The sequence below is a fragment of the Rhizobium azibense genome, from assembly GCF_004342325.1.
Classification (GTDB): Bacteria; Pseudomonadota; Alphaproteobacteria; order Rhizobiales; family Rhizobiaceae; genus Rhizobium; species Rhizobium etli_B.
This window is the reverse complement of the sequence record NZ_SMBJ01000013.1, coordinates 1-19,960: the sequence shown is the minus strand read 5'-3', so window position 1 is coordinate 19,960 and position 19,960 is coordinate 1. Positions and strand designations below refer to the sequence as shown.

General features: G+C 58.5%; 10 protein-coding genes and 6 pseudogenes. 12 read left to right on the top strand and 4 right to left on the bottom strand.

Annotated features, from left to right (window positions below; genetic code table 11):
* Positions 1-635: 635 nt before the first annotated feature.
* Positions 636-1,183 (bottom strand): annotated as a pseudogene (locus tag EV130_RS27715) (transposase); the annotation flags it as partial.
* A gap of 654 nt (positions 1,184-1,837) precedes the next feature.
* Here EV130_RS27715 and tssK point away from each other — a divergent pair.
* From tssK to EV130_RS27665, 10 genes and pseudogenes are all read left to right on the top strand, one after another.
* Positions 1,838-3,193: a type VI secretion system baseplate subunit TssK gene (gene tssK, locus EV130_RS27710; protein ID WP_004678823.1), complete on the top strand. Its 1,356-nt coding sequence runs from the start codon at positions 1,838-1,840 to the stop codon at positions 3,191-3,193.
* Positions 3,194-3,254: 61 nt separating this feature from the next.
* Positions 3,255-4,421, top strand: coding sequence for a type VI secretion system-associated FHA domain protein (locus EV130_RS27705; RefSeq protein ID WP_018247169.1), 1,167 nt, complete (start codon positions 3,255-3,257; stop codon positions 4,419-4,421).
* Entirely contained in the window at positions 4,421-5,710 is a 1,290-nt protein-coding gene (gene icmH / locus EV130_RS27700; RefSeq protein ID WP_004678820.1) for a type IVB secretion system protein IcmH/DotU, read from the top strand. Before EV130_RS27705 ends, icmH begins: the two co-directional genes overlap by 1 nt.
* 9 nt (positions 5,711-5,719) lie before the next feature.
* A complete protein-coding gene (tssM, locus tag EV130_RS27695; RefSeq protein ID WP_004678817.1) occupies positions 5,720-9,325 on the top strand; it encodes a type VI secretion system membrane subunit TssM in 3,606 nt (1,201 codons plus the stop codon).
* Positions 9,326-9,410: 85 nt separating this feature from the next.
* A complete protein-coding gene (locus tag EV130_RS27690; protein WP_004678816.1) occupies positions 9,411-9,599 on the top strand; it encodes a hypothetical protein in 189 nt (62 codons plus the stop codon).
* 22 nt (positions 9,600-9,621) lie between these two features.
* On the top strand, positions 9,622-11,238 hold the full coding sequence (locus EV130_RS27685; protein WP_004678814.1) for a hypothetical protein: 1,617 nt from the start codon (positions 9,622-9,624) through the stop codon (positions 11,236-11,238).
* Positions 11,239-11,337: 99 nt separating this feature from the next.
* Positions 11,338-11,584 (top strand): annotated as a pseudogene (locus EV130_RS34060) (SIR2 family protein); the annotation flags it as partial.
* An 827-nt stretch (positions 11,585-12,411) separates the two neighbouring features.
* Positions 12,412-12,738: pseudogene (locus tag EV130_RS27675) on the top strand (carbamoyltransferase N-terminal domain-containing protein); the annotation flags it as partial.
* A 52-nt stretch (positions 12,739-12,790) separates the two neighbouring features.
* Positions 12,791-12,934, top strand: coding sequence for a hypothetical protein (locus EV130_RS27670; RefSeq protein WP_004678808.1), 144 nt, complete (start codon positions 12,791-12,793; stop codon positions 12,932-12,934).
* Positions 12,931-13,941: a LysR family transcriptional regulator gene (locus EV130_RS27665; protein WP_018247171.1), complete on the top strand. Its 1,011-nt coding sequence runs from the start codon at positions 12,931-12,933 to the stop codon at positions 13,939-13,941. Before EV130_RS27670 ends, EV130_RS27665 begins: the two co-directional genes overlap by 4 nt.
* Before the next feature lie 211 nt (positions 13,942-14,152).
* Here EV130_RS27665 and EV130_RS34055 read toward each other — a convergent pair.
* Positions 14,153-14,728, bottom strand: a pseudogene (locus EV130_RS34055) (radical SAM protein); the annotation flags it as partial.
* 276 nt (positions 14,729-15,004) lie between these two features.
* Positions 15,005-15,208, bottom strand: coding sequence for a nif-specific regulatory protein,nifA (locus tag EV130_RS27655; RefSeq protein ID WP_010032001.1), 204 nt, complete (start codon positions 15,206-15,208; stop codon positions 15,005-15,007).
* A 284-nt stretch (positions 15,209-15,492) separates the two neighbouring features.
* Between EV130_RS27655 and EV130_RS33565 the strand changes: the two are divergent.
* Positions 15,493-15,772, top strand: a pseudogene (locus EV130_RS33565) (nuclear transport factor 2 family protein); the annotation flags it as partial.
* 134 nt (positions 15,773-15,906) lie between these two features.
* Here EV130_RS33565 and EV130_RS27645 read toward each other — a convergent pair.
* Positions 15,907-16,794: a hypothetical protein gene (locus EV130_RS27645; protein WP_004678802.1), complete on the bottom strand. Its 888-nt coding sequence runs from the start codon at positions 16,792-16,794 to the stop codon at positions 15,907-15,909.
* Positions 16,795-18,259: 1,465 nt separating this feature from the next.
* Between EV130_RS27645 and EV130_RS27640 the strand changes: the two are divergent.
* Positions 18,260-19,960: pseudogene (locus tag EV130_RS27640) on the top strand (hypothetical protein); the annotation flags it as partial.

Here is a 19,960-nt window from a genome sequence, read left to right as displayed (position 1 = left end):
TCAGGGGCTCAAGCGACTTAACCAGAGTGCAAGGGGCGCGACTGCGACCATCGACCGCTCCAGCTTGCCGAGCCTCGTTCGGACGCCGCTCAATCACCGTGGGTCCCGTTTTTTGCTGTTGTGGCATGGGGCGGCTCTGCGGAATCGAGCTCAGGTGACGGGAGGCCGGCAGATCCCGAAGACATGGCCAGGCCGTTGATAACTGGTAGCGTAAACGCATCATTGCAGCAGAACCTCAAAAACCACGGAGAAGAGCCCGCGATTCAAACTAGCGCAGTCCCGGTATTGGATTGCATGCACAGGTGATATGCTCGCATCCGGTTAGTGAGCGGCTATGGCGCAGCTCCTGCGTGAACCCATAACGACAGCGGCGATCCTTCGAGAGATGCAGCGACGACCCGTTCTCCAGACCGGAGGTCCGTGCTTGATGTGGCGATCGGCACGGATTGCTATCAACGCTGACGGCCGCCGGTGCCGCGCAAGCCGGTTACGACGAAACATCGACATGATCTCTTCTATGGTGGGATTGGCCCACCGATACCAGGGTAGTGGCAACTGTCGCCAATTGCGGCGCCAGTGAGGTCGGCCTTCATCTTCGAACTCCTTGCTGGCTTCCGCTAAACAACGCGGCCTTATCACAAAAGGCTGGGAGATTTAACGATGATCCCGGCATCCGGACTTCTGCGCATTGCCGGCCGGTAATAGCGCGAAAGACTTGCAGCAATCGCAGCGCCGGCGGCACCCGTGACTAGTATCCGCACTGCCTGGCCCGTAACAATGCGCTGTGACCAGCGGAAGCCGATCTCGTGGAAAGACAAGGCATGCTGCGGGCTGATATGATGAAAGACGCCGGCAATGGTGCGGCGGACCCGGGACTTGAAACCTCCCACCGAGTGGACGGCGACTTGGACGAATTCGCGGCTCGAATGCTTTACGTTCTCATGCGTAGCAAAGCTCTTGCCAATCGCCATGAACGCCTCACCGCCCAGCAGGCAGGTTGCGGTTCGATCCCTTTCGCCGTCGCGCGCCCTGCATGTATCGAAAGGCCTTTTCGGCCCCGTCCAGGCGGTAGACCGTCCGGATCCATTCTCGGTCGCTCACCGAGATGAAAACGGTCGATCTCCACCGTGCCATCTTGCATGTGCTCGCGCGCCAACATGAGGCGCAGCGCATATCCCATTCGCTAGCTATTGGGCATCACCAAATGTGGAAATGCCTATCTTCGCCGCATGAATGATCCATGCCGCCAGGGCTGCTATCCCGCACCTGGCGCGAACCGGGACTGCAACCGGTTCGTGGATCGTGTCCAGGAGGTGGTTGTCTAATCGCTAAACTGGTCGTCAAGGTGCTTTAGGGGCGGCGGCGCGTGAAGACGATGTTGGCGGCGGCACTGCCTCAGCGTATTCAGGAACATTTTCGACGAGGCAATGCGCATCACGTGTCACCTTGCCTGTTGCGCTGCTCTTTTGGCCCCGTACTTGCGGCGCCGGGTCTCAAGGCTTCCGGGCGGTCATTTGCGAGATTCATCTCGTACGAGTGACAGGACAGGCGAATTGGCGCGTTGTAGGTCAGTGTGAACATGAACGACCAATAAGGCTCTGAGGGCAACGGGCTACTGAGCGACAGTCTAGATGAGACCCCTTGCTTGTCGCGCTGCAAGGGGGCTCATGACCAATCCTGATGAGCTTCGGCGCTTGCATATCTGAGCTGTCCCGACACGCGATGCCCTTCTACCAGCGCATTGTTGGATATCAGATGTGCATGCAAGGGGGCAGTGAAGCTCTGCTACTTTTACGGAGAAAGCCGTTCTGTCAGGTGGACGCGAGGCGAGTCTTGAATGTCGTGGAATAATAGGGTCGTCTGGTCGGAGGGCTTGTTCCTCCGCCCGCAGCATTTTCAGCAGGCCGATCGTCACGTCGAACAGCTGGTGCGCAGCAGGACGGCGGTTTTGCATGGGTACGGGTGGGGTATCAGCGAGCTGCGGCTCAATCGAGAGCTGCTTGGTCTCGGTAAGATCGCCATCGAAGCGGCTCGCGGCGTCTTGGAGGACGGGATGCCCTTCAGTATTCCTGACGAAGCCAACCAGCCAACTCCCTACGACGTTCCGCCGGATTTTCGAGATTCGCTTATTCACTTGGCGGTACCGTTTTATCAACCCGGCGCTCTTGAAACCGACGCGCAAGCGGGAATTGACGTACCTATCCGCTTCGCAGTCTCCACTGAGGATGTTGTCGACACCAACGCTGGCGAGCGAGGCAGCGCCTCCATCGACGTAGCGAGGCTGGATTTTCGACTGCTGCCGGACGCGGCAGACCGGTCTGGCTACACTTGCATCCCAATCGCCCGTATCATAGAGGTCCGGGCCGACCGACAGATCATTCTGGACGAAACGCACGTGCCGCCAACCCCCGACTGCGCCAGCTCCCGGGTCCTCTCGAACTACATCACTGAGATCACCGGCCTGCTTCACCATCGTGGTGAAGCTCTGGCCACTCGGGTCTCCCAGTCGGGAACGAGCCGGGTTGCAGAGCTCGCGGACTTCCTTCTGCTGCAGGCGATCAATCGGTACGAGCCGTACTTCTGCCACCTGTCCAAGGCCGCCGTTGTAAATCCGGAATCGCTGTATGTTGTCATGCTCCAATTGGCGGGTGAACTAGCCACGTTCGCCCGCGTCGATAAACGTGCCCCGACCCTTGGTGTTTACAAGCACGACTCTCTCGCGGAGGCGTTTTTGCCAGTGATGCAGTCGATCCGGGCTTCGCTGGGTGCAGTGATTGAGCAGACTGCGGTCCCCGTACCGCTGCAGCGGCAAAAATACGGTGTCCATGTGGCTGAGGTGGCCGACCGCTCTCTCTTTACGACCTCGAGCTTCGTGCTGGCTGCTCGGGCTGATATTGAGGTCGAGCGCCTCCGGCGCGAGTTCCCGTCTCAGATTAAGATCGGCCCGGCGGAGAAAATCACGGAACTCGTCAATGTCGCACTGCCCGGCATTATCATCAATCCCCTACCGGTCGCGCCGCGTCAGATCCCGTTCCATGTTGGATTCAGCTATTTCGAGATCGATCAAAATAGCCGCTTCTGGAAGGATATGCCCCAATCCGCCGGCTTGGCGCTGCACGTTGCTGGCGACTTCCCAAATCTCGAAATGGCTCTCTGGGCCATCCGAGCCGGACAGAACCCACATTTGAGTTAGCCCACCAATGCCCCTCACGCTACGTGTACACAGCAATAGATGTAGTTTTCCGGAATATCTCGTGCCGGGCGACGCGGCTGGTGGACTGACTACCAGCCGAGCAGGCAACAGCCTGGTTCTGCCGGATGATCAGCAGATGGTCTCGAAATCCCACTGCTCAATCGAGTGCATGGCACGGCGATACGTACTGATCGACCGAGGCCGCGACGACACATGTCAAAATGACGAGGCGGTGCCGCTTCCGTCAGAGGCGCCGGTCGCCCGGAAAACCAGCGATGTTATTCAGATCGGCGCCTATATGACCGATGTCGTCGCGGTGTCGCCTTCGATATCCATTGCGGAGAGTGCCGCCGAACCGGAGGGACAACTTGCAGCGACAAGTGAGGAGTTGAGTCTTCTTGGCCCCCTCGAAACGGCCTCGTCGCTCCTGGCGGGCAATTGCACCCGGGGTGAAGAAGCGCTGCTGGACCTGAGGGACGGCGAGTTCCTACCATTGCCGTTCTTAGGCACTCGTTTAGACGCGCTGGCGGGCATGATGAGAAGTCCGTGGGATATCTACGCAGACAGTGTGCCAGATCGGGCCCCCATCTTGACGCAACCCAAGGTGGAGCAATCATCTCGCCAAGAATCATCGAGCGGCTGTCACGGCTTTCCTTGCCGCCTGCGGCTTATCATTGGCAGATGTCCGGAATGCCGGCATCGTAAGCGTGTTGGATCGTGCAGGGAAAATGCTTCTGTATTCCGCCGCGCTGCACAGCATACTCTCCGAGCGAGAGCTGGCGAACAATTATTCAGAAATAAGAGTTCCGACGAAAAAACCCTGAGTCTCGTCCCCGATGTCGGTGAGGCGTTGCGCGCAGTTCTGTGCAATGACTCCAGCGGGTTCCTCCGCGGAGACCTGGCCGTTGAGCAAGCCTTCACCGACCGTGGGACGCATGACGTGTCATTCGCGGCTGTGCAGAAGGCTCTGTCCAGCGTCCGTGCACGCTTGTCCCTAGCAGGGATCGAGAAGGCGATGGGGCGGCCCCGTTCCCTTTTGCACCGCAACCATAAGGCGCGAAACCGGAGTGCGTACGTGCGCGTCTTCAATGACGTCGTATCGAGCATCGAAACCGATTTGCTCCGGAGCTTCGGCGCCGACTTCGCGCGCCCAGTGCGAGAGCGTAGTCGACCCACCCGCCGATCCCACGATGAGAGCGTCCGCTCCAAAGGGAAGTGGGCGGGTTGATGATGGTGATTGAGGAAACGATGCCAAAATCCCAGCCACTCGTCCTCCTTCACGCCGAGGAGCAGTTGGCTGTCCCTTCGCCGTCATCGCCAGTGGCGGAGGAACTTACCTGGGAGATGCTTGCGCTCGACCGACTTAATCCACTGGTCGCGGCCGCGGCGGCGCTGCTGGGTCTCAGCGCTCAGCTCAAGAGCAGTGCTAGCCATATCGACGTTGAAGCACTGCGCCTTAGGGTGCTGCGGGAGATCGATGCTTTTGAGCGTCGGATCACGCCGCTCGGATTGCCCTCGCGAGCGATCAAGGTCTGCAAATACGCCCTCTGCGCGACCATCGATGACATCGTTCTGAACACAGCCTGGGGCAGCAACAGCGTCTGGACGACGCGCAGCTTGGTGGGATCGCTGTTCAGCGATACCTGGGGCGGCGAGCGCTTCTTCGATCTGCTGACGCAATTGAAAAATGAACCGGCCATCAATATAGAACTGCTGGAGCTGCTCTATTACTGCATGAGGTTGGGCTTCGAAGGCCGCTACCGCGTCACTGCGGGAGGAGCCGCAGAGCTCAGTGTGCTGTGCGAAGACGTCTACCGCCTGATCCGAGCAGCCCGTGGTGACTTCGAGCGCGAACTATCCCCGCACTGGCGGAGGAACTCAAATAATCCGGAGCCACGCCGCACAATCGTTCCAATCTGGGCCGTCGTAGCGTTTGGGGCAGGATTACTCCTCTCGATCTATGCCGGACTCCTGCATGCATTAAATGCCCGCGCCGACGCTGTCTTCAACGATATCGCGACATTGCCGCCGAACGGCGTTGTCAGATCGGCGAGAATCGCATTGCCACCAAAGGTTGTTATGAGCAGCGACCGACTGCGTAACTTCCTCGAGCCCGAAATCCGCGAAGGGCTTGTCACTGTGTCCGAGGACCCACAGCAGATCGTCGTTATCATTCGCGCCTCCGGGATGTTCGATTCTGCTAGTCCGGAAGTGAAGAAAATGTTCCTGCCGCTTCTTTTACGAATTGGTCGTTCTCTGAACGGTGAGTCGGGATCGGTCCTCCTGACCGGGCACACCGACGCCATTCCGGTGCAATCACTCGCCTTCCCTTCAAACGATTCCCTTTCGCTCGCGCGTGCGAGCGCAGCTGCCGAGATTATCAAATCCATGATGAATGACCCAGGCCGCGTGCGAGAAGAGGGCAGAGGGAGCGGAGAACCGGTCGCTTCGAACCACACGCCCGAGGGCCGCGCGCGGAACCGTCGGATTCAAATCATCATCACAAAGACACAATGAAGACAAGCCATGCAGTCAATCAAGAAAGCGCTTAGGTGGCAATGGCTCCGTGTCGGCGGGGCGGCGATCGTATGTGCCTTAATCTTCACGCTCGGACCGCATATCTCGGTCGGAGGATTTGCGCCGCTTGACAGCCTTCGCAGCCAGATCGCGGCATCGATGCTGATTCCGGTCGGATACACCGTGATCTACTTGATCCAGTCCCAGCTTTACAAGGTTCAGGCCTATTTTGAAGACCTCGTCCAATCACGAGTGTCGGGAGCGCTGGACGCGGGTGGGGCCGAGCAGAAGAAGGGAGACCCAAGGCCTTCCGACCGAAGTGTGGGGCAAGCCAGCACGCTTGCTGAAAGAGAGCTGGAGGCGATTCGTCATCGTTTCCGCGAGACCCTTACCACACTCAAGGGGCGCCGCTACGCAGGAGGTATCAGCAGGCGGTGGCTCTATCAGCGGCCCTGGTATGTGATGATCGGTCCGCCCAACTCGGGGAAGACCACAGCAATAGTCAATTCCGGGCTCAGCTTTCCGATGGCGGCGAGGTCCGGTCTGAGAGCCGCCGGTGGGTTAGCGGGTACGGAAAACTGCGACTGGTGGATCACCGATGACGCGGTGTTCGTCGACACTGCTGGGCGCTACACGATACAGGAGGGTGATGCAGACCGGGACAAAGCGGTTTGGCGTGGCTTGCTTCGTATGCTCAGACGCTCCCGGCCACGGCAGCCGCTGAACGGTGTCTTAGTCACGATCGCAATCAGCGAGCTGAATTCTACATCCGAGGAAGTGCTCGCCGATCGCGCGCGCTGTATCCGTGAGCGGCTCCTCGAAGTGTACAGGGAGCTTCGCCTGCAACTGCCGATTTATGTGCTTTTCACTAAGAGCGATCTGCTGGCGGGATTTGTTGAATTCTTCGACGATCTGGGTCGCGAGGGGCGGGAGGCGGTGTGGGGGTTCACCTATGCGCAAGAGGCGTCGGAGGACGAAGGCGATCCGATGGCGTTTGCCGCAGCATACGATGCGCTTGTTGGCCGCCTAAACGAAAGGCTGCTTGAACGAATGCAGCACGAAAGCAACCTCCAGCGTCGCGCGCTCATGTTCGGCTTCCCACAGCAGGTCGCTAGCCTCAAGCACCTGACGCAACAGTTCTTGAAGGAAGCCTTTGGCGGGAATTCGTTCCAGGAACCGCTTATGCTCCGCGGCGTCTACTTCTTAAGCGGCACGCAAATTGGCATGCCCTTCGATCGACTTGCGAACGCCAGATCTCAGACCTTCGAGATCGCTCAGCCGCCCTGTACAGCGCTTCGTGGCCCGGGCCGTGGTTATTTCATCAGCCGGCTGCTGCGCGAAGTCGTTTTCGCCGAAGCTGGGCTCGTCGATGCCAATCACCGCTTCGATCGGCGCCAGCGGCGGATCCGGTATGGCGCCTACACGATGATAGCGGCGGTCATTGTTACCGCCAGCGTCTTATGGACGTTCAGCTATATTCGGAATGTTCAGCTGATCGAGAGCGTTCGCCTAATGGCTGGCAGCTATGCCAGAGGGGCCGAAAAGCTGAAGCTCGACCGGGTTGAGAGTGGCGATCTTCGACCCATCCTGCCACTGCTTCAGCGGCTGCGTGATGCCAACGGCGACAGCGCGGGCGGCCCCCTATCAAGTTCGGGTCTCGACCAGAGTAAGAAAATCAAGGTTCAGACGCTCGCGGCGTACCGCCGCGCCGTGAACACCATCCTGCTGCCGCGGCTGATGTTCCGGTTGGAAACCTTATTGGTCGAGCGGCACGACGATGATCAGTTCGTCTACCAGGCGTTAAAGGTTTACCTGATGCTGGGTCAGCAGGGTCCGCTCCAGCGCGCGGTCGTCAAGAACTGGATGGCTGCCGACTGGCGAGTGATGTTTCCGGCCGAAGCCGATGCCGGCCTGCGCAGCGCGCTCGCTGATCACCTGGATGCACTCATGGAAGGGCCGCTGCCCCATAGTGAGCTTAATGGCGAACTGATCGAGAGGAGCCGCGCGAAGCTCCAGACCGTCTCGATGGCGCGCCGCGTCCTCGACATCATCGCGACCAGTCCCGAAGCCTCGCGGGCGCCAACCTGGCGTCTGGCCGACCATGCCGGGCCGCTGGCGCAGGGCGTCCTGGCTCGCAAATCGGGACAGCCGCTCAGCGAGGGGGTTCCTGGCATCTACACGAGGGCGGGGTTTTACGGAACCTTCCTGCGATTGCTGCCGCAAGTGGCTGACGCTGTCGCTGCAGAAGGCTGGGTTCTCGACTCACAGGTAGTCGCGCCGATTGCAGCCGGTGATGTGAGCCAGAAGCTGCGGCGTTCGGCGGCGGATCTCTACGCTCAGGAGTTCGCGTTGCGCTGGGACCAGCTCATTGGCGATATGTCCATCCGCCCCTCTGGGGGTATCGATGACGCGCTGCGCACCTTGAACACGCTGTCCGCGCCGACGTCACCAATGCGCCTGTTCCTTTTCGCGGCGGCGCAGGAGCTAAAGCTCAAGCAACCACCGGCTCCCGAGGACGGCTTGACGAAAGGTGACAGTGTCCCCCAGGGCGAGGTGTTGCCAAGCGAGCTCGAGGCACTGTTCCGGTCCCAACCGGCCGCGGACACGCCTGAAGCTCACGTCCAGCTCTATATGGGCGATCATTTCCGGTGGCTGCACCAGCTGGTCGAAGTGCCGTCGAACAGCCAAGCGGGCGCGCAGGCGCCGATTGACAGTGCTCTCCGGGATCTTGGCGAACTGTATCGCTCCCTCAGCCAGGCGCAGGGGCTGGCGGGTTCGAACATCTTGGAACACAACGGGCAGGCGGGCGTCGCCATCCAACAGATCGAGGCGGGGGCGGCCGATCTGCCCGAACCCATCCGGCAATGGATCCTCGGCCTCAGCCGCCACAGCTCGGACTTAACCGTCAGCGGCATGAGGCGCGGGTTGGCGAGCGGTTGGGCGGGCGGCCCCGGCGATTTGTGCCGACGGGCTACCGAAGGACGGTATCCCTTCGCGAGCGGATCCCGCCGGGATATCCCTTTGAGCGATTTCGCCCGGCTGTTCGGCCGCAAGGCGGAGATCGACACTTTCTTCGCCGAGAACCTTTCCCCATTCGTCGACAAATCCAAAGGCTCGTGGCAGTTTCGGCCAACGAGCGGTGTCGATTTCCCTATCGGCCGCAATACCTTGGCCCAGTTCCAACGGGCAGCCACGATCCGCGACACCATGTTCGATGATGCCGGCAAGGTGTCAGTTGGATTCCTGCTCACCGTCGCCGAGACCGATCCGTTGACAGACCAGGTGGTGGTAGACATCGACGGCCAGCGCCTCGAACATCGACGAGGAACAGCCGCCGCGGCCATGCATTTCCATTGGCCTACGGCCGGCGGCGTCGGCGGCGCTTCCGTCGCTTTCATCGGTTTTCAAGGCGCCACCCTCTCCAAGAGCGGCCATTGGGCGCTGTTTCGCCTCTTAAATGAGGCGGATAAGCAGCCATTGGGAGGAGGGGACCTTATTCAGGTACGACTGGTGTCCGGTCGCCATTGGGCGGTTTTTAACCTCCAGCCTGACAGCGTGATGAGCCCGTTGTCCCGCAATCTGTTGTCAGAATTCCGATGTCCAGATTTCTTATGAACGCCGGGATAGCATCCGACTGGCGCTGGGAAAGCCCTATGGGGTCACGAGACGCCCACGCAGGTCTGCGGCGGGAGAGGTCGGCATGTCGGTTGCCGGCCGGATCGGAGGCGGTCACGGCTGCGACTGGCGGCGATCGTCGCTTGATCTCGGCGCGCCGCTTTCCCGCTCGACTAGACCGCTGGAGAGCGCGGTCACCTCCATCAGGCAGATCTTCGGGAAGTTGGGTGATCAGATCCTGTCCCACCCTATCAACCGACGTACACTGATCTAGAACAGGAAACTGGAGAGATATAATGGCCGGAATGAAGCACAATAGGACAAGAGCGAAGAAATTTCTGCAGTTGATCGACCAGACGAAGAACAGAGCGGATTTGGAGTTCTGCTTTGCGGTTGGCACGGTTGGCGATCTGCGGAAGCCTGCTGTCCTGGTGAGTAAGAAAAAGCTCAATGGATTGGCACAAACTTTGAAAAACATGCCTTTTGAAGATGATGAGGATAGTAGTAAGGAGAACTTTTCGCTTCTGCGGAGAGGCACGGGCAGGATGAACGAAAACGGCGTTATCCTCGTCAAGTTGGCTGATGGTGGAAAGGCCGGGTTCCCGCAGGTCCAAAAGGTGATGAAGAAGTATTTCGTGAACTTCCGCATGAGGTTGCCTGACATGCAGGAAGCAGGAATCTTAACTGAAGAAGACATTCAGCAGTTTGAGATGAACGCCGAGGAGAACTCCCAATTTCTTCCACCCGACGACTCTGAAGAATTCAATCGGCCGATGACGGCGCTCGATAGCGCGGAAGGGAACTCTGCAGGGAGTGTTGAGGAAACTGAAGAGAGAAGCAAGCGTGAAGGCGGGGCTGAGCTCCTGGAGCAGCTTCTCCCGGAAGTGAAGGAGGGGATTGCCGCCGCGGCCGCGACCATTTCCAATCACGCAGTAAGTCTCAGCGCGCAAATTGGCGCGGGACAGACCGCAGAGTTGTCCCATCTGACCACGAAGATCGCGGATTGGCTGCAACGTGTGCTGGCTGCGACGCCTCCGGAAGAGCAGGAGGCAACGTTGCACAACTTCGCCGGCCGACTTCTGTTGATGCTGGCCTATCCTGAGAATCTGCGAAATCTTCAATATGTGGATGACATGCCCGATGGGGCGGGGCAGGGCGAGACAAACGGCGACCGCCGCGAAGAGGTCGTGGTGAATGGGATCGATCTGAACAGAGTTCCAACGGGCGCTCTCGATCAAGACGAGGTAGTAGAGTCCTTGTTCCGTCTGATCAAGGCAAAGGCTCAGGAGCGACAGCTTTCTTATCCGCTAGAGAACGCGAATTCTGAGAGGATTGCGAAGATAGTGTCGTCGCAATGGCCGAAGGAACTAGGCGATGCAGCCCGTAGGCGCGCGGTTGTGGAGCGTCTGATCGCAGCGGTGGTCCCGCGGCCCGGTAACGATGATCAACTTCTGGTCCTTCTTGGCATCGCAGACCAGCCCGAACGGACCAAATCCATCGAGAACTCGGTCGAAAGTATCATAGCTATATGGCAGGCTTATCTCGACACTGCCTTGACGCTGCGGGATGAGGTAAAGAGCAAGATCAACCAGATGGTCGATGTGGAAGCCCGCGGCGGAACGTGGAGGTATGTCGACGACATCTTCCTGCAGTTCGGAGGAGAGCTTTCAGATCAGCTCTCCGCCATCACCGAACGCAACGGTGAGGCACTGTCGAGCGCGACCGAGCGTGTCCGAACCACAGTCCAGAAGAAGCTCGATTATCTCAACGGCAGCGACATTGTAGCCATGCTTGACAATCCTCCAATCGACATCGGTCCGGGCACTATAGGGCAGACGCTGCGGGAAGGGCTCGCGGCCATCACCGATGGACTGAAGCGCATCGAAACCTCGCGCGCCGCGCCCGCCGCGTAATAATCGCCTGTCTCGATGCCGGCCGACCCACCGGAAGGCCGGGCGAGCAGGCCATCAACGGCCTCATCAGCGACGGAAGGAGTTCCGCCGCTCAGGTGGGTCAGCGAAGCGGTGAAGGAGCGGCGCACCAACAGAGGCTCTTCGGCTCTTCTTCATCGGCTGCCGCTTCAACGACCAGATGCTGCGCACCTACGCCCGACAGATCATGACGCGATCCAACGCACCACGTTTTGCGGTGCTGGATGCGGCAGCGCCGACCAACAACCAACGCCGTTTCCTTGCAGCAAGCCCGATCACGCTTATCGACGTGCCGACTGGCGAAGCTGCGGCTAGGCTTATCGGCTGAAAACCAGAGTAGAGAAGGAGTGTTGCGGGTACGACGATACACGAGGATTTCGGAGGTCGGTCGTCGGCACCGACGTCGGAGGCGGATTTGCCGTAAACGTTGATCATCACGGCCGCTGTTTGAAAGTGCCGCTCGCCTTGCTATGAATCCACCCATCCCTTTTTTGCACGCATTCCATCCAAACAAACAATTTTACTGGTCAAAACAATTGCCCTTAGAAAAAACGCTGAAGAGCGCTGTGCAGAACGATTGTGTGGAGTTCTAAAAATGGGTCCTCAGGTTCGGTAGAGACTGTGCTGGAAAACGAGTTGGAGCACTCTGTCAGTTGCCTGGCCTCGATTGTTATCACGTTGGACGTGATCGGCCAAATCTTGGCCGTTGCTTCTGCCGTTTCAGTGCTAATGGGCTCTCACAAGAAGCACTGTTGCCTGGTCGACTAAATCTGTGAGTGCATCCCTCACAATGACTAGAAGCCAGAGCAGGCGCGCTCGCAGCCGCAAGGACATGATCTGCGCCTTTTGCAGGAACACCAAACCTCGTGATTTTCTTGCGGCTGTCGGGCCGAAATATGAAGGACTGAGTAATGTGGATAGATTACGTGGCAGTTCTGCTGCAAATGCTTCGGTCAGGGTTTCCGTGCGGCGTCGCAACTATAGCATCAAGAAGGTTGCGCAGCATCGATTGTCGGCAATGTCGCCGAGCCGGTCGCTATTAGTATCGGCTTCGCCTGTGAGCTCTATCTGACACGTCAAACACAAGCTTTGAACTTACGAAAGCCGGCGGTCGGGCCAGAGCGACCTACCTTTCGAAACGGACTGGAGAGCAACATGCTGTGTCTAGGGCTGAGTGGGCGTCTAAGCAGAGTCTACGAAAATTCGTTCGATCTACCGAACAGCTTTATGCACAATGGGGCTGCGGTTCGCGTTCGCGACGGCCGAGTGATAGCGGCAGTCGAAGAGGAACGGCCTAACCGAATCAAGCACTCCAACACGCTACCAATTCGTTCGATTCAATATTGCCTCGCATCTGCAGGTGTTCAGCTTAGCGACATCGACCGCATCGCGTATTATGCAACCGAGGCCTATTGCAACGCTGTGCTCGAGCGCGTGCGCCTCTCTCACCCAAGCACCCCAGTATCGGATGCGAGGCTGTTGCAACGGGCTCGGGGAGGTCGACACGGGCTCTATATTCCTGTGGGACACCCCGATGTTCCATGTGATCGCCATCGTCACACAGATCTGGCCGCCCATTGGACGCGTGATGGCACAATGCCATGGAGGTTGTCACCCGCGCTCCACCGCCGAGATGAACTCGAAAACGTTGGACCCGGAATTGATTGTTGAGGAATGAACTTCATGAAACGCAATGTAGAAAAAGAGGTGACGGATCAACTCGCTTATAGGCGAAAGATGTTGCAAGATTGGAGAGGAGAGCGCCTCACTGGACACCAGATAAACCTAGCATCAATAGACCTCAACCTCCTGGTGGCGCTCGAGGCTCTGCTCGAATACCGGAACGTGACGCACGCGGGCCAGCACATCGGGCGGAGTCAACCGGCGATGAGCCGGGCACTGGGAAGGCTGCGCGGCTTGTTCAATGATGATCTCCTGGTGCGGTCTTCAACGGGTTTGATCCCAACGCCGCAAGGCGAACATTTGGCTCAAAGGCTGCCGTCGGCACTGCGTACGATCCGAGAGATGGTGACAAGCCGCAGCGTAATCTCAAAAGAATGGGGGAGGGGGGCAACGCTGGCGATCCCCGATCATCAAGCTTTGGCTGTACTACCGCGCCTCCTGCCGTGGTTACGCGAGCGTGCCCCTCATCTCGACACACTCGCCTGTTTGCCGTTTGATCGTGCCGTGCGGGGGCTTGAGCAAGGTGATATTGATTTGGCCGTTGGGCATATCGACGTGCAACTGCCTGGCTATTTTCGGCGCAGTCTTTATACAGACCGCTTCGCGTGTTTGTTGCGCCACGGCCATCCAGCGCTGGCGCAGGAATGGACGATCGACAACTTCGCGACCTTGCGTCACGCTGCCATCAGTACGGACTCCCCCGACCACTTCGGCCCGATCTACGACCACTTGCCCAACCTGCGAGCGGATCGTAGTCCCATACTTTTTTCCAGCGTTCTCACGGCAGCGGTGGTAGCTTCGGCAACGGATTTGGTATTGCTCGTCCCGCGCCGCGTTGCGACCCAAGTTTCCGCGATGCTGCCGCTTAGGGTTGTTGATCCACCCCTCGAGCCGGCACCGTACAAGGTCATGCTCATCTGGCACGAGCGGTGCCATCACGACCCGCAGCATAAATGGCTGCGCAAGGAGGTCGCCGCCGCGTTGGAGACGGGAGCGGACTGACACAAGAAGCGGGTGATCGGGATGCTCCTGAAGCATCAAAGAGAGCAACCGGGCATTTTGCGCGGGGAGGTGACCAAGGCCTCAGCGCTGCTGCGACCGAGAGTGCCCGGCATGTTGGACGAATATCGAGACTTGGCTGCCTATGTGCTCGCGGGGCCTGCTTGTGTCCGGGCTTCTGCTGAGCTGCGGCACGGCCCGGCAGTGGCGCGGATATCTTCGCGTCGACTCTCGGATCGACCATGTTGGTGGTGATCGTCAAGTGATCAACATTCATGTCAGCAAGCTCGCCGACACGGTCCGGCAGTGCCAGACCGTTGGTTGAAAGACACAGCTTGATATCGGGGATCTCTGTGGCTCCGCGTTCAAATGTCGCCTTTGTCTTCTTTCGGTCATAACAGGCATCGCTTGGTCCGGTGATAAAGAGCACGGAAAGCTGAGGGACTTCATTGGCGACCGCAACGACCTTTCGCAGGGCCTGGTCAGGCGTCAGCTTTTCCGAGACGACCCCAGGCCGGCTTTCGTTGGCGCAGTATTTACGATCGCAGTAGTTGCACTGGATATTGCAGGCTGGTGCGGCTACGACGTGCATGCGCGCGAAATAGTAAACTTCTTCTGAATAGCAGGAAAGGTCCTTGATTTTCTCCCACACAGCCGGCTCGGCGTGGTGCGGCTTTGCGGACGAACCGCACAATGACGCGGCGCAAGCAGTGGACTTCGCTGTGGCCAGCAGTTGGTTCATGGTTGTCGTGCTGGTCAGGCTCTTGAGCGAAATCATTGGTGGGGACATTGAAGGCTCCGTTGCTGCTTAACATCGCGGTTCAAAAAGCAAGGGCCATGCCAATGCAAATAGTTAGGTTTTTCAGCGGGTTAGCGTTTTTTGTCCGGTTCCCTCCATTTGCTACCCGACATAGGGTTGTCAGGCATTTGACAATAGACAGACACCGGTAAAATGGCGGCTCGCCTCGAGTGCATGAGTTGAGGAGGGCAGGTCGGGCCGTTCGACCACACCAGGCTTAGAACTTTCTTTCACCCCGATTTGATGCCCGCGGATGGCATAACCAACCTAAGGTGGGGTGAGGCCGGAGGCGAGCCGCCTGGCCTGAACCCACCCAGATTTCTCCATCGCGTCGATCAGCCGTTCCCGCTCGGTCAGACGCGCACCGATTGCGAGCCAGGCAGGATCGTTCGGATCACAGGCTTTGGAGGAGGCTTCGCCGAGGCAGGCGCCGGCGCGCCCGGCGGCCGCAAACGGGGATCCAGTCGACATTGGGCTCTTTCTGGCGAACTCGTCAATCGCATTGTTGCCGAATGGACCGTTAGCTCCCTTCCACACAAGCGCAGAGGGGCACTGGCTGTTCTTGCAGGCAAAATCCAACGGAGCAATGGTCCTTGATTGCGCGAGAGTTGCTGTCCTACGCACGCGGTTTCAAGTTCACAGACGTTCCCTGGGAAGCGGCATTGCGAGGCCAGGTCAAGCGCCGACGGCGCGAATGTCCGTTCGCAGATGCACCGAACGCCACTTTCAACTCAAGACTAGACTTGCGACGAGCCATGGACCAAGAGAAAATGGTCGAATTGCATGATCGCGAAACGATCCGCGACTGTCTCTATCGGTATTGCCGCGGGATAGACAGGCGGACGAGGCGGCGCTGCGCAGCTCCTTCTGGGTCGATGCGCAGGACAATCATGGAGCGGATACGGGCTCCGCCGAGGCTTCATTGAGTTCGCGCTTGGTGTCTTCAAGACCGAACCGCCCAACATCCACCAGATCACGAAAGTTCTGATTGAGTTTATCAGCCCGACTGAAGCAACTGTCGAGAGCTACTTCACAGTGCAGCATGAGGCGGGCCGTCGCAGACAGTCGCAGCAAGATTGCAGTCTCTAATCTTCGCCTGCGTCCTCGTAATAGAGGGGCGTATCAACTCGGCCGGCGGCGCAAAAAGTCATCACGATGACGGCAAGCTTTTATTCGCGGTTCAAATTGAGGTGTTCGAAGTACCAAGAGGGGTCATCATCGGATGAATCTGTCTCGACACTGGCTTCACTCGAATGCCCCTCGACACCTGCTTCATCGTCGCTAAGATAGTCCACGGTTTTCGAGAGATAACTCCAAGGTTTGCCTGCGCGCTGCCATCCACCCTTGCTATTCTTTGTCCACTTGTCCGGATGTTGCGTAGGGTCGAGCACCCAGCGATTTTGACCCACGTCAACGAAACCCATCTGCTCTAGACGGGCTCCCATCTCTGGCGAAGCGGGACGTGACATGATTAACGGCTGTTCGCCGTCGAGTTGAAGTTGATGTTCGAGCAGAATATCGCCTGCGTTCTCGACAAGCGGATGAGTAACGCGAAGGTCTACAATCGAAGTGATTCTTTTCCGACCGGGAAAAAGTTCCCGCCACGGCTCGTTCTCGATGCTAAATCCATCCTCTGTTCTTAAAAGCCCAACGCTTCGTTCTCCCAGATCATAGCTGAAATATCGCGCGCTGGGCGTATCATTGTCGGTGCCGCCGTAGAGTCGAGCGATGGTAGCCGTACGCAGGGCTTTAGAGGACACGAAGGGCGAGTACTCTTGTGGATTGACGGAAATGTGCTTGATATCATCACCGTAAAATTCCCTCACTTTTCTGGCAAATGTCGATCTGTCGAGCACCTTAATTGGAGGTTCGGAAGAGAGCGAGTATGGCCGCGTTGGCGACGAAGGCGAACGAGCATGGGGATCTGACGTTGATCGGGACGGCATGCCCGTAAGTGTTTGTGCCCCGGTCATATTCTCGATCCACCCCGCCATGGCCCGGGTGCGATCATCTTCCTCGGAAATGTTGTAGCGCAGCGATCGTTCTGTGTTATCCATGGCGGTCTCTCCTGAGAGTGAAAGGTGTGATGAAGCGCATCCTTTTCAGTCGCTTCACATGTGGGAACGGTGCGCTCACATGTCCGGCCTATAAAGCGGATACGTGACTGCTAAGCTTCGATGAAGCGGGGGGTACGCGTTGCATGCGCGGCTCCTGGTCTCGCCTAGAGGGGACTAAACTTCCGCGAACTGGGCGGAAAGACGACCTGCGGGGCCCATATAGCCCGATGCGATCACTGGTTCTGCCAGCGTCGTCCGGACCCGCTCGGGAAGCTGCTCACAGCCGGTTGTCGTCCGCGAGCTTCTGGAGCTCTGGCGGAACAGTGCCGGCGGCTTGGCCAGCCGCAGTGATTGTAGTTGCATTAACATCGCCAGCGTCCATCCACGTTATAGTTCGTCTTACCGCCTCCAGCCGCTCCTCGTCTCCTCCTGATCCCTTTCCTCAGCCCAAGCCTCGAGGATTCGTGAAAGCGTGGTCCCTTCGCCAAACCATCGTGGAAGTCCGTCGGAGGTGTCTGCGCCGCGGCAGGGCTAAGATTAGCTTGAATGTTAGAGGTGTCCTCGGAGGATTTACCGCCCCGCGGGCCTGTTCTGTGTTCACCGTTGTTGGTCTCCAATTGCAGATTACGCATATGCTAGTGCAACCGGACTGGCCGCCATCATGCAAAACCGATATTCCAAAATGCTTTGGAAAAGCGGATCCACGGAGTCCCCTTAGGTGGTGAAGGTTCTGAGGAGTAGGTGGGCATCAGTGGTTTTTCGGCAGGGTCTGGTTGTTCAAGCACAGCCCGATAGAAGGCCACTGATGACCAATGAGATGATGGACCTCCGCTCGGGAATACGTCATGCCAAGCTGATAGCTGCTTGGCGGCGCAAGTCCCATCCGGCCAAAGTCACAGCGGCGAAGCCGGGGCGAGTCTTGCGGGCGTCGCGGTAACGGGGGGGGCTGAAGTGTAGACAGATACGGGTGCGGGAATGAGCCTCAAAAGTTGAATGATCACGGAAGGCCGAGTGGGTTCTGTAGAGCGACAATCTGGCTGAGTCTCACCTTGTTTGTCGCCGCGCACTGAGGCGGCGAAATCAGAAAGGCCGGCGGAAAGATTGGTTGGAATCGGAATGCTGACGGCACCCTTCACGCTGCATGTTCCACACATCACCCGAAACTGCTTAAATGAAGGCCAATTTTAGCGGGCTCCGCATGGCAAGCGGCAAGCTGGCGAGCCTCTCAAGCCATGTGCCGGCCTGATGGTCGAGTGCAGACGATTGTCGGCAAGCCGTCGCATATAGCGTTCGGCCATGCCTTGAGGGCATGATTGGATCTGGCTTTAGCATGCCGGGCGGCGGTCGGCAGGCATTAGGATCGAGGTTCCAAATTTGAATTTCCGGAGGACCCGCATCGATGTACCCAAGACGGAACCAGCCGCGCGATGACGATTCTCGCGAAGTAAGTGGGTGGATCGAAGACGTGACCGGAGCTTTCGATACGGACGCCTGGATCCAGGACTACTATTCACAGAGACGAGACATGGAACAGGATCCGAGCGACTTGCGCCTCGGTTCGCACGACAGTGACGCCGGCGACCGTGTGCCGCGTCGCAGATCCGTGGGCGGTTCGATGCGAGTGACGCCGCAGTCGCTGGCGCCGGAGAACTCGTTGAGCGGCGCCCGCCACAGCATAGACGTCTCTCGGGCGGGCTCCAGCAGCTTGCGATTCGGCGGCTCGGGGAGCAAGACATCGAGCAATATGGCGGACGCGGGAGAAGTCGCCGCGGCGCCGCAGGGCAGAAGCCGCGGATTTAAGTCGCGCATGGTGTCAGGGTTCAAGAAGGCGTTCGGATTGAGCAGCGGCAAGACGTCGTCGCGGGGTTCGGGGCAGCAAGACGTCGATGCCGCAACCGAGACTCACGTGGTCTCAACCAAGGTTCGCGTCGATTACGCCAAGCGTGGTCGCCCCGCCGACCGGGACATGCATCCCGATGACGAGTCCCGCATCAACCAGTTCGCGGAAGCAGTCCGAAACTACGAAATTCTACCCGACGGTAGCATCGGCCGAGGGGACGGAAGGGTTCCCGAGCGTACCGTCGAGAACAATTTGGGGATTCTTAAGAGGTTCGCTCGTTGGCTCAGAGCAGAGAACAGAGATTCGATGGCTTCTCGGTTTTTAAACGATCCAGATTCACTAGCCGTTGATATCGCGGCTTATTGGGCAAGCGGTGGGGATGGTCAGGGCCGTCTTCAGTCAGCACTGTCTCATTTCAGGAGGCTCGCGCCTGAGGGGCAAGAACTCCAAGCCGTTGGACCTGGGCCGCGCCTGATGGGACGCCAGATACATGATCCTTATCCCGACGACGCCCGCGTCATTGATAGCTTGGCCAAGGAAGAGGTCCCGAATTCTCGGAAAAATGCCAGTGGGCAACGAAAGTTTAGCGCTTGGCTCAAAAGGGAGGGCAGGGAGAGCATAGTCAGCCGACTCACCGGTACTGATGAGCAGCGACGGTCGTTGCAGGAGGATTTTAGGGCCTTTACCAAGGATGAAGGAAAAAAAGTGGTCGTGGGTTTCGATCGGCTGCGGCAGTATCTAGGCGCCGAGTCGCAGTTGAAACAGCATGATCCTTATCCCGACGACGCCCTCATGATTGATAGCTTCGCCAACGAAGAGCTGAGCAAGCTCGGATCGGGCTCGACTTCCAAGAGGAATGTTGTCTGGACTATAGCCAGCAATCAACGAAAGTTTAGTAATTGGCTGCAAACCAGGGGTAGGGAGAGCATAGCGAGCCGGCTCAACGGCAGCGAGATGCAGCAAAGGTCCTTGAAAAAAGATTACCAAGACTTCACCGAAGCCATGGGAAAAAACCTCACCATGTCTTTCAAGCGGCTTCGGCAGTACCAGCAAGTCGTTGAGGCGAACGCAGCGTCGGGGTTGTCCCCTGAGCAGGCAAGTGGCCGGGAACCGGCCGGTCTGGACGGCCGTTCGGATTCACGTGCCGAGTTCAGATCAACTTCGCCGCTGCAGCAGGTTGATCCATCGATCGAAGGCCGCAGCGGATTGTCGCTCGACCATACCGAATGGTTGGGCGACCAGCATATCCAGACGGATTATGAGCTGCTAATGCAGGACTTGCAGCGAAACGATCCGGATCTCGCCGCCAGGACGCGGCTTATCGAT

Excerpts from the sequence above, each read along its gene's own strand:
- tssK (WP_004678823.1), top strand. The coding sequence starts at position 1,838 with ATGTCGTGGAATAATAGGGTCGTCTGGTCGGAGGGCTTGTTCCTCCGC.
- icmH (WP_004678820.1), top strand. The coding sequence starts at position 4,421 with ATGATGGTGATTGAGGAAACGATGCCAAAATCCCAGCCACTCGTCCTC.
- tssM (WP_004678817.1), top strand. The coding sequence starts at position 5,720 with ATGCAGTCAATCAAGAAAGCGCTTAGGTGGCAATGGCTCCGTGTCGGC.
- EV130_RS27690 (WP_004678816.1), top strand. The coding sequence starts at position 9,411 with ATGTCGGTTGCCGGCCGGATCGGAGGCGGTCACGGCTGCGACTGGCGG.
- EV130_RS27685 (WP_004678814.1), top strand. The coding sequence starts at position 9,622 with ATGGCCGGAATGAAGCACAATAGGACAAGAGCGAAGAAATTTCTGCAG.
- EV130_RS27670 (WP_004678808.1), top strand. The coding sequence starts at position 12,791 with ATGTTCCATGTGATCGCCATCGTCACACAGATCTGGCCGCCCATTGGA.
- EV130_RS27665 (WP_018247171.1), top strand. The coding sequence starts at position 12,931 with ATGAACTTCATGAAACGCAATGTAGAAAAAGAGGTGACGGATCAACTC.
- EV130_RS27655 (WP_010032001.1), bottom strand. The coding sequence starts at position 15,208 with ATGTCGACTGGATCCCCGTTTGCGGCCGCCGGGCGCGCCGGCGCCTGC.
- EV130_RS27645 (WP_004678802.1), bottom strand. The coding sequence starts at position 16,794 with ATGGATAACACAGAACGATCGCTGCGCTACAACATTTCCGAGGAAGAT.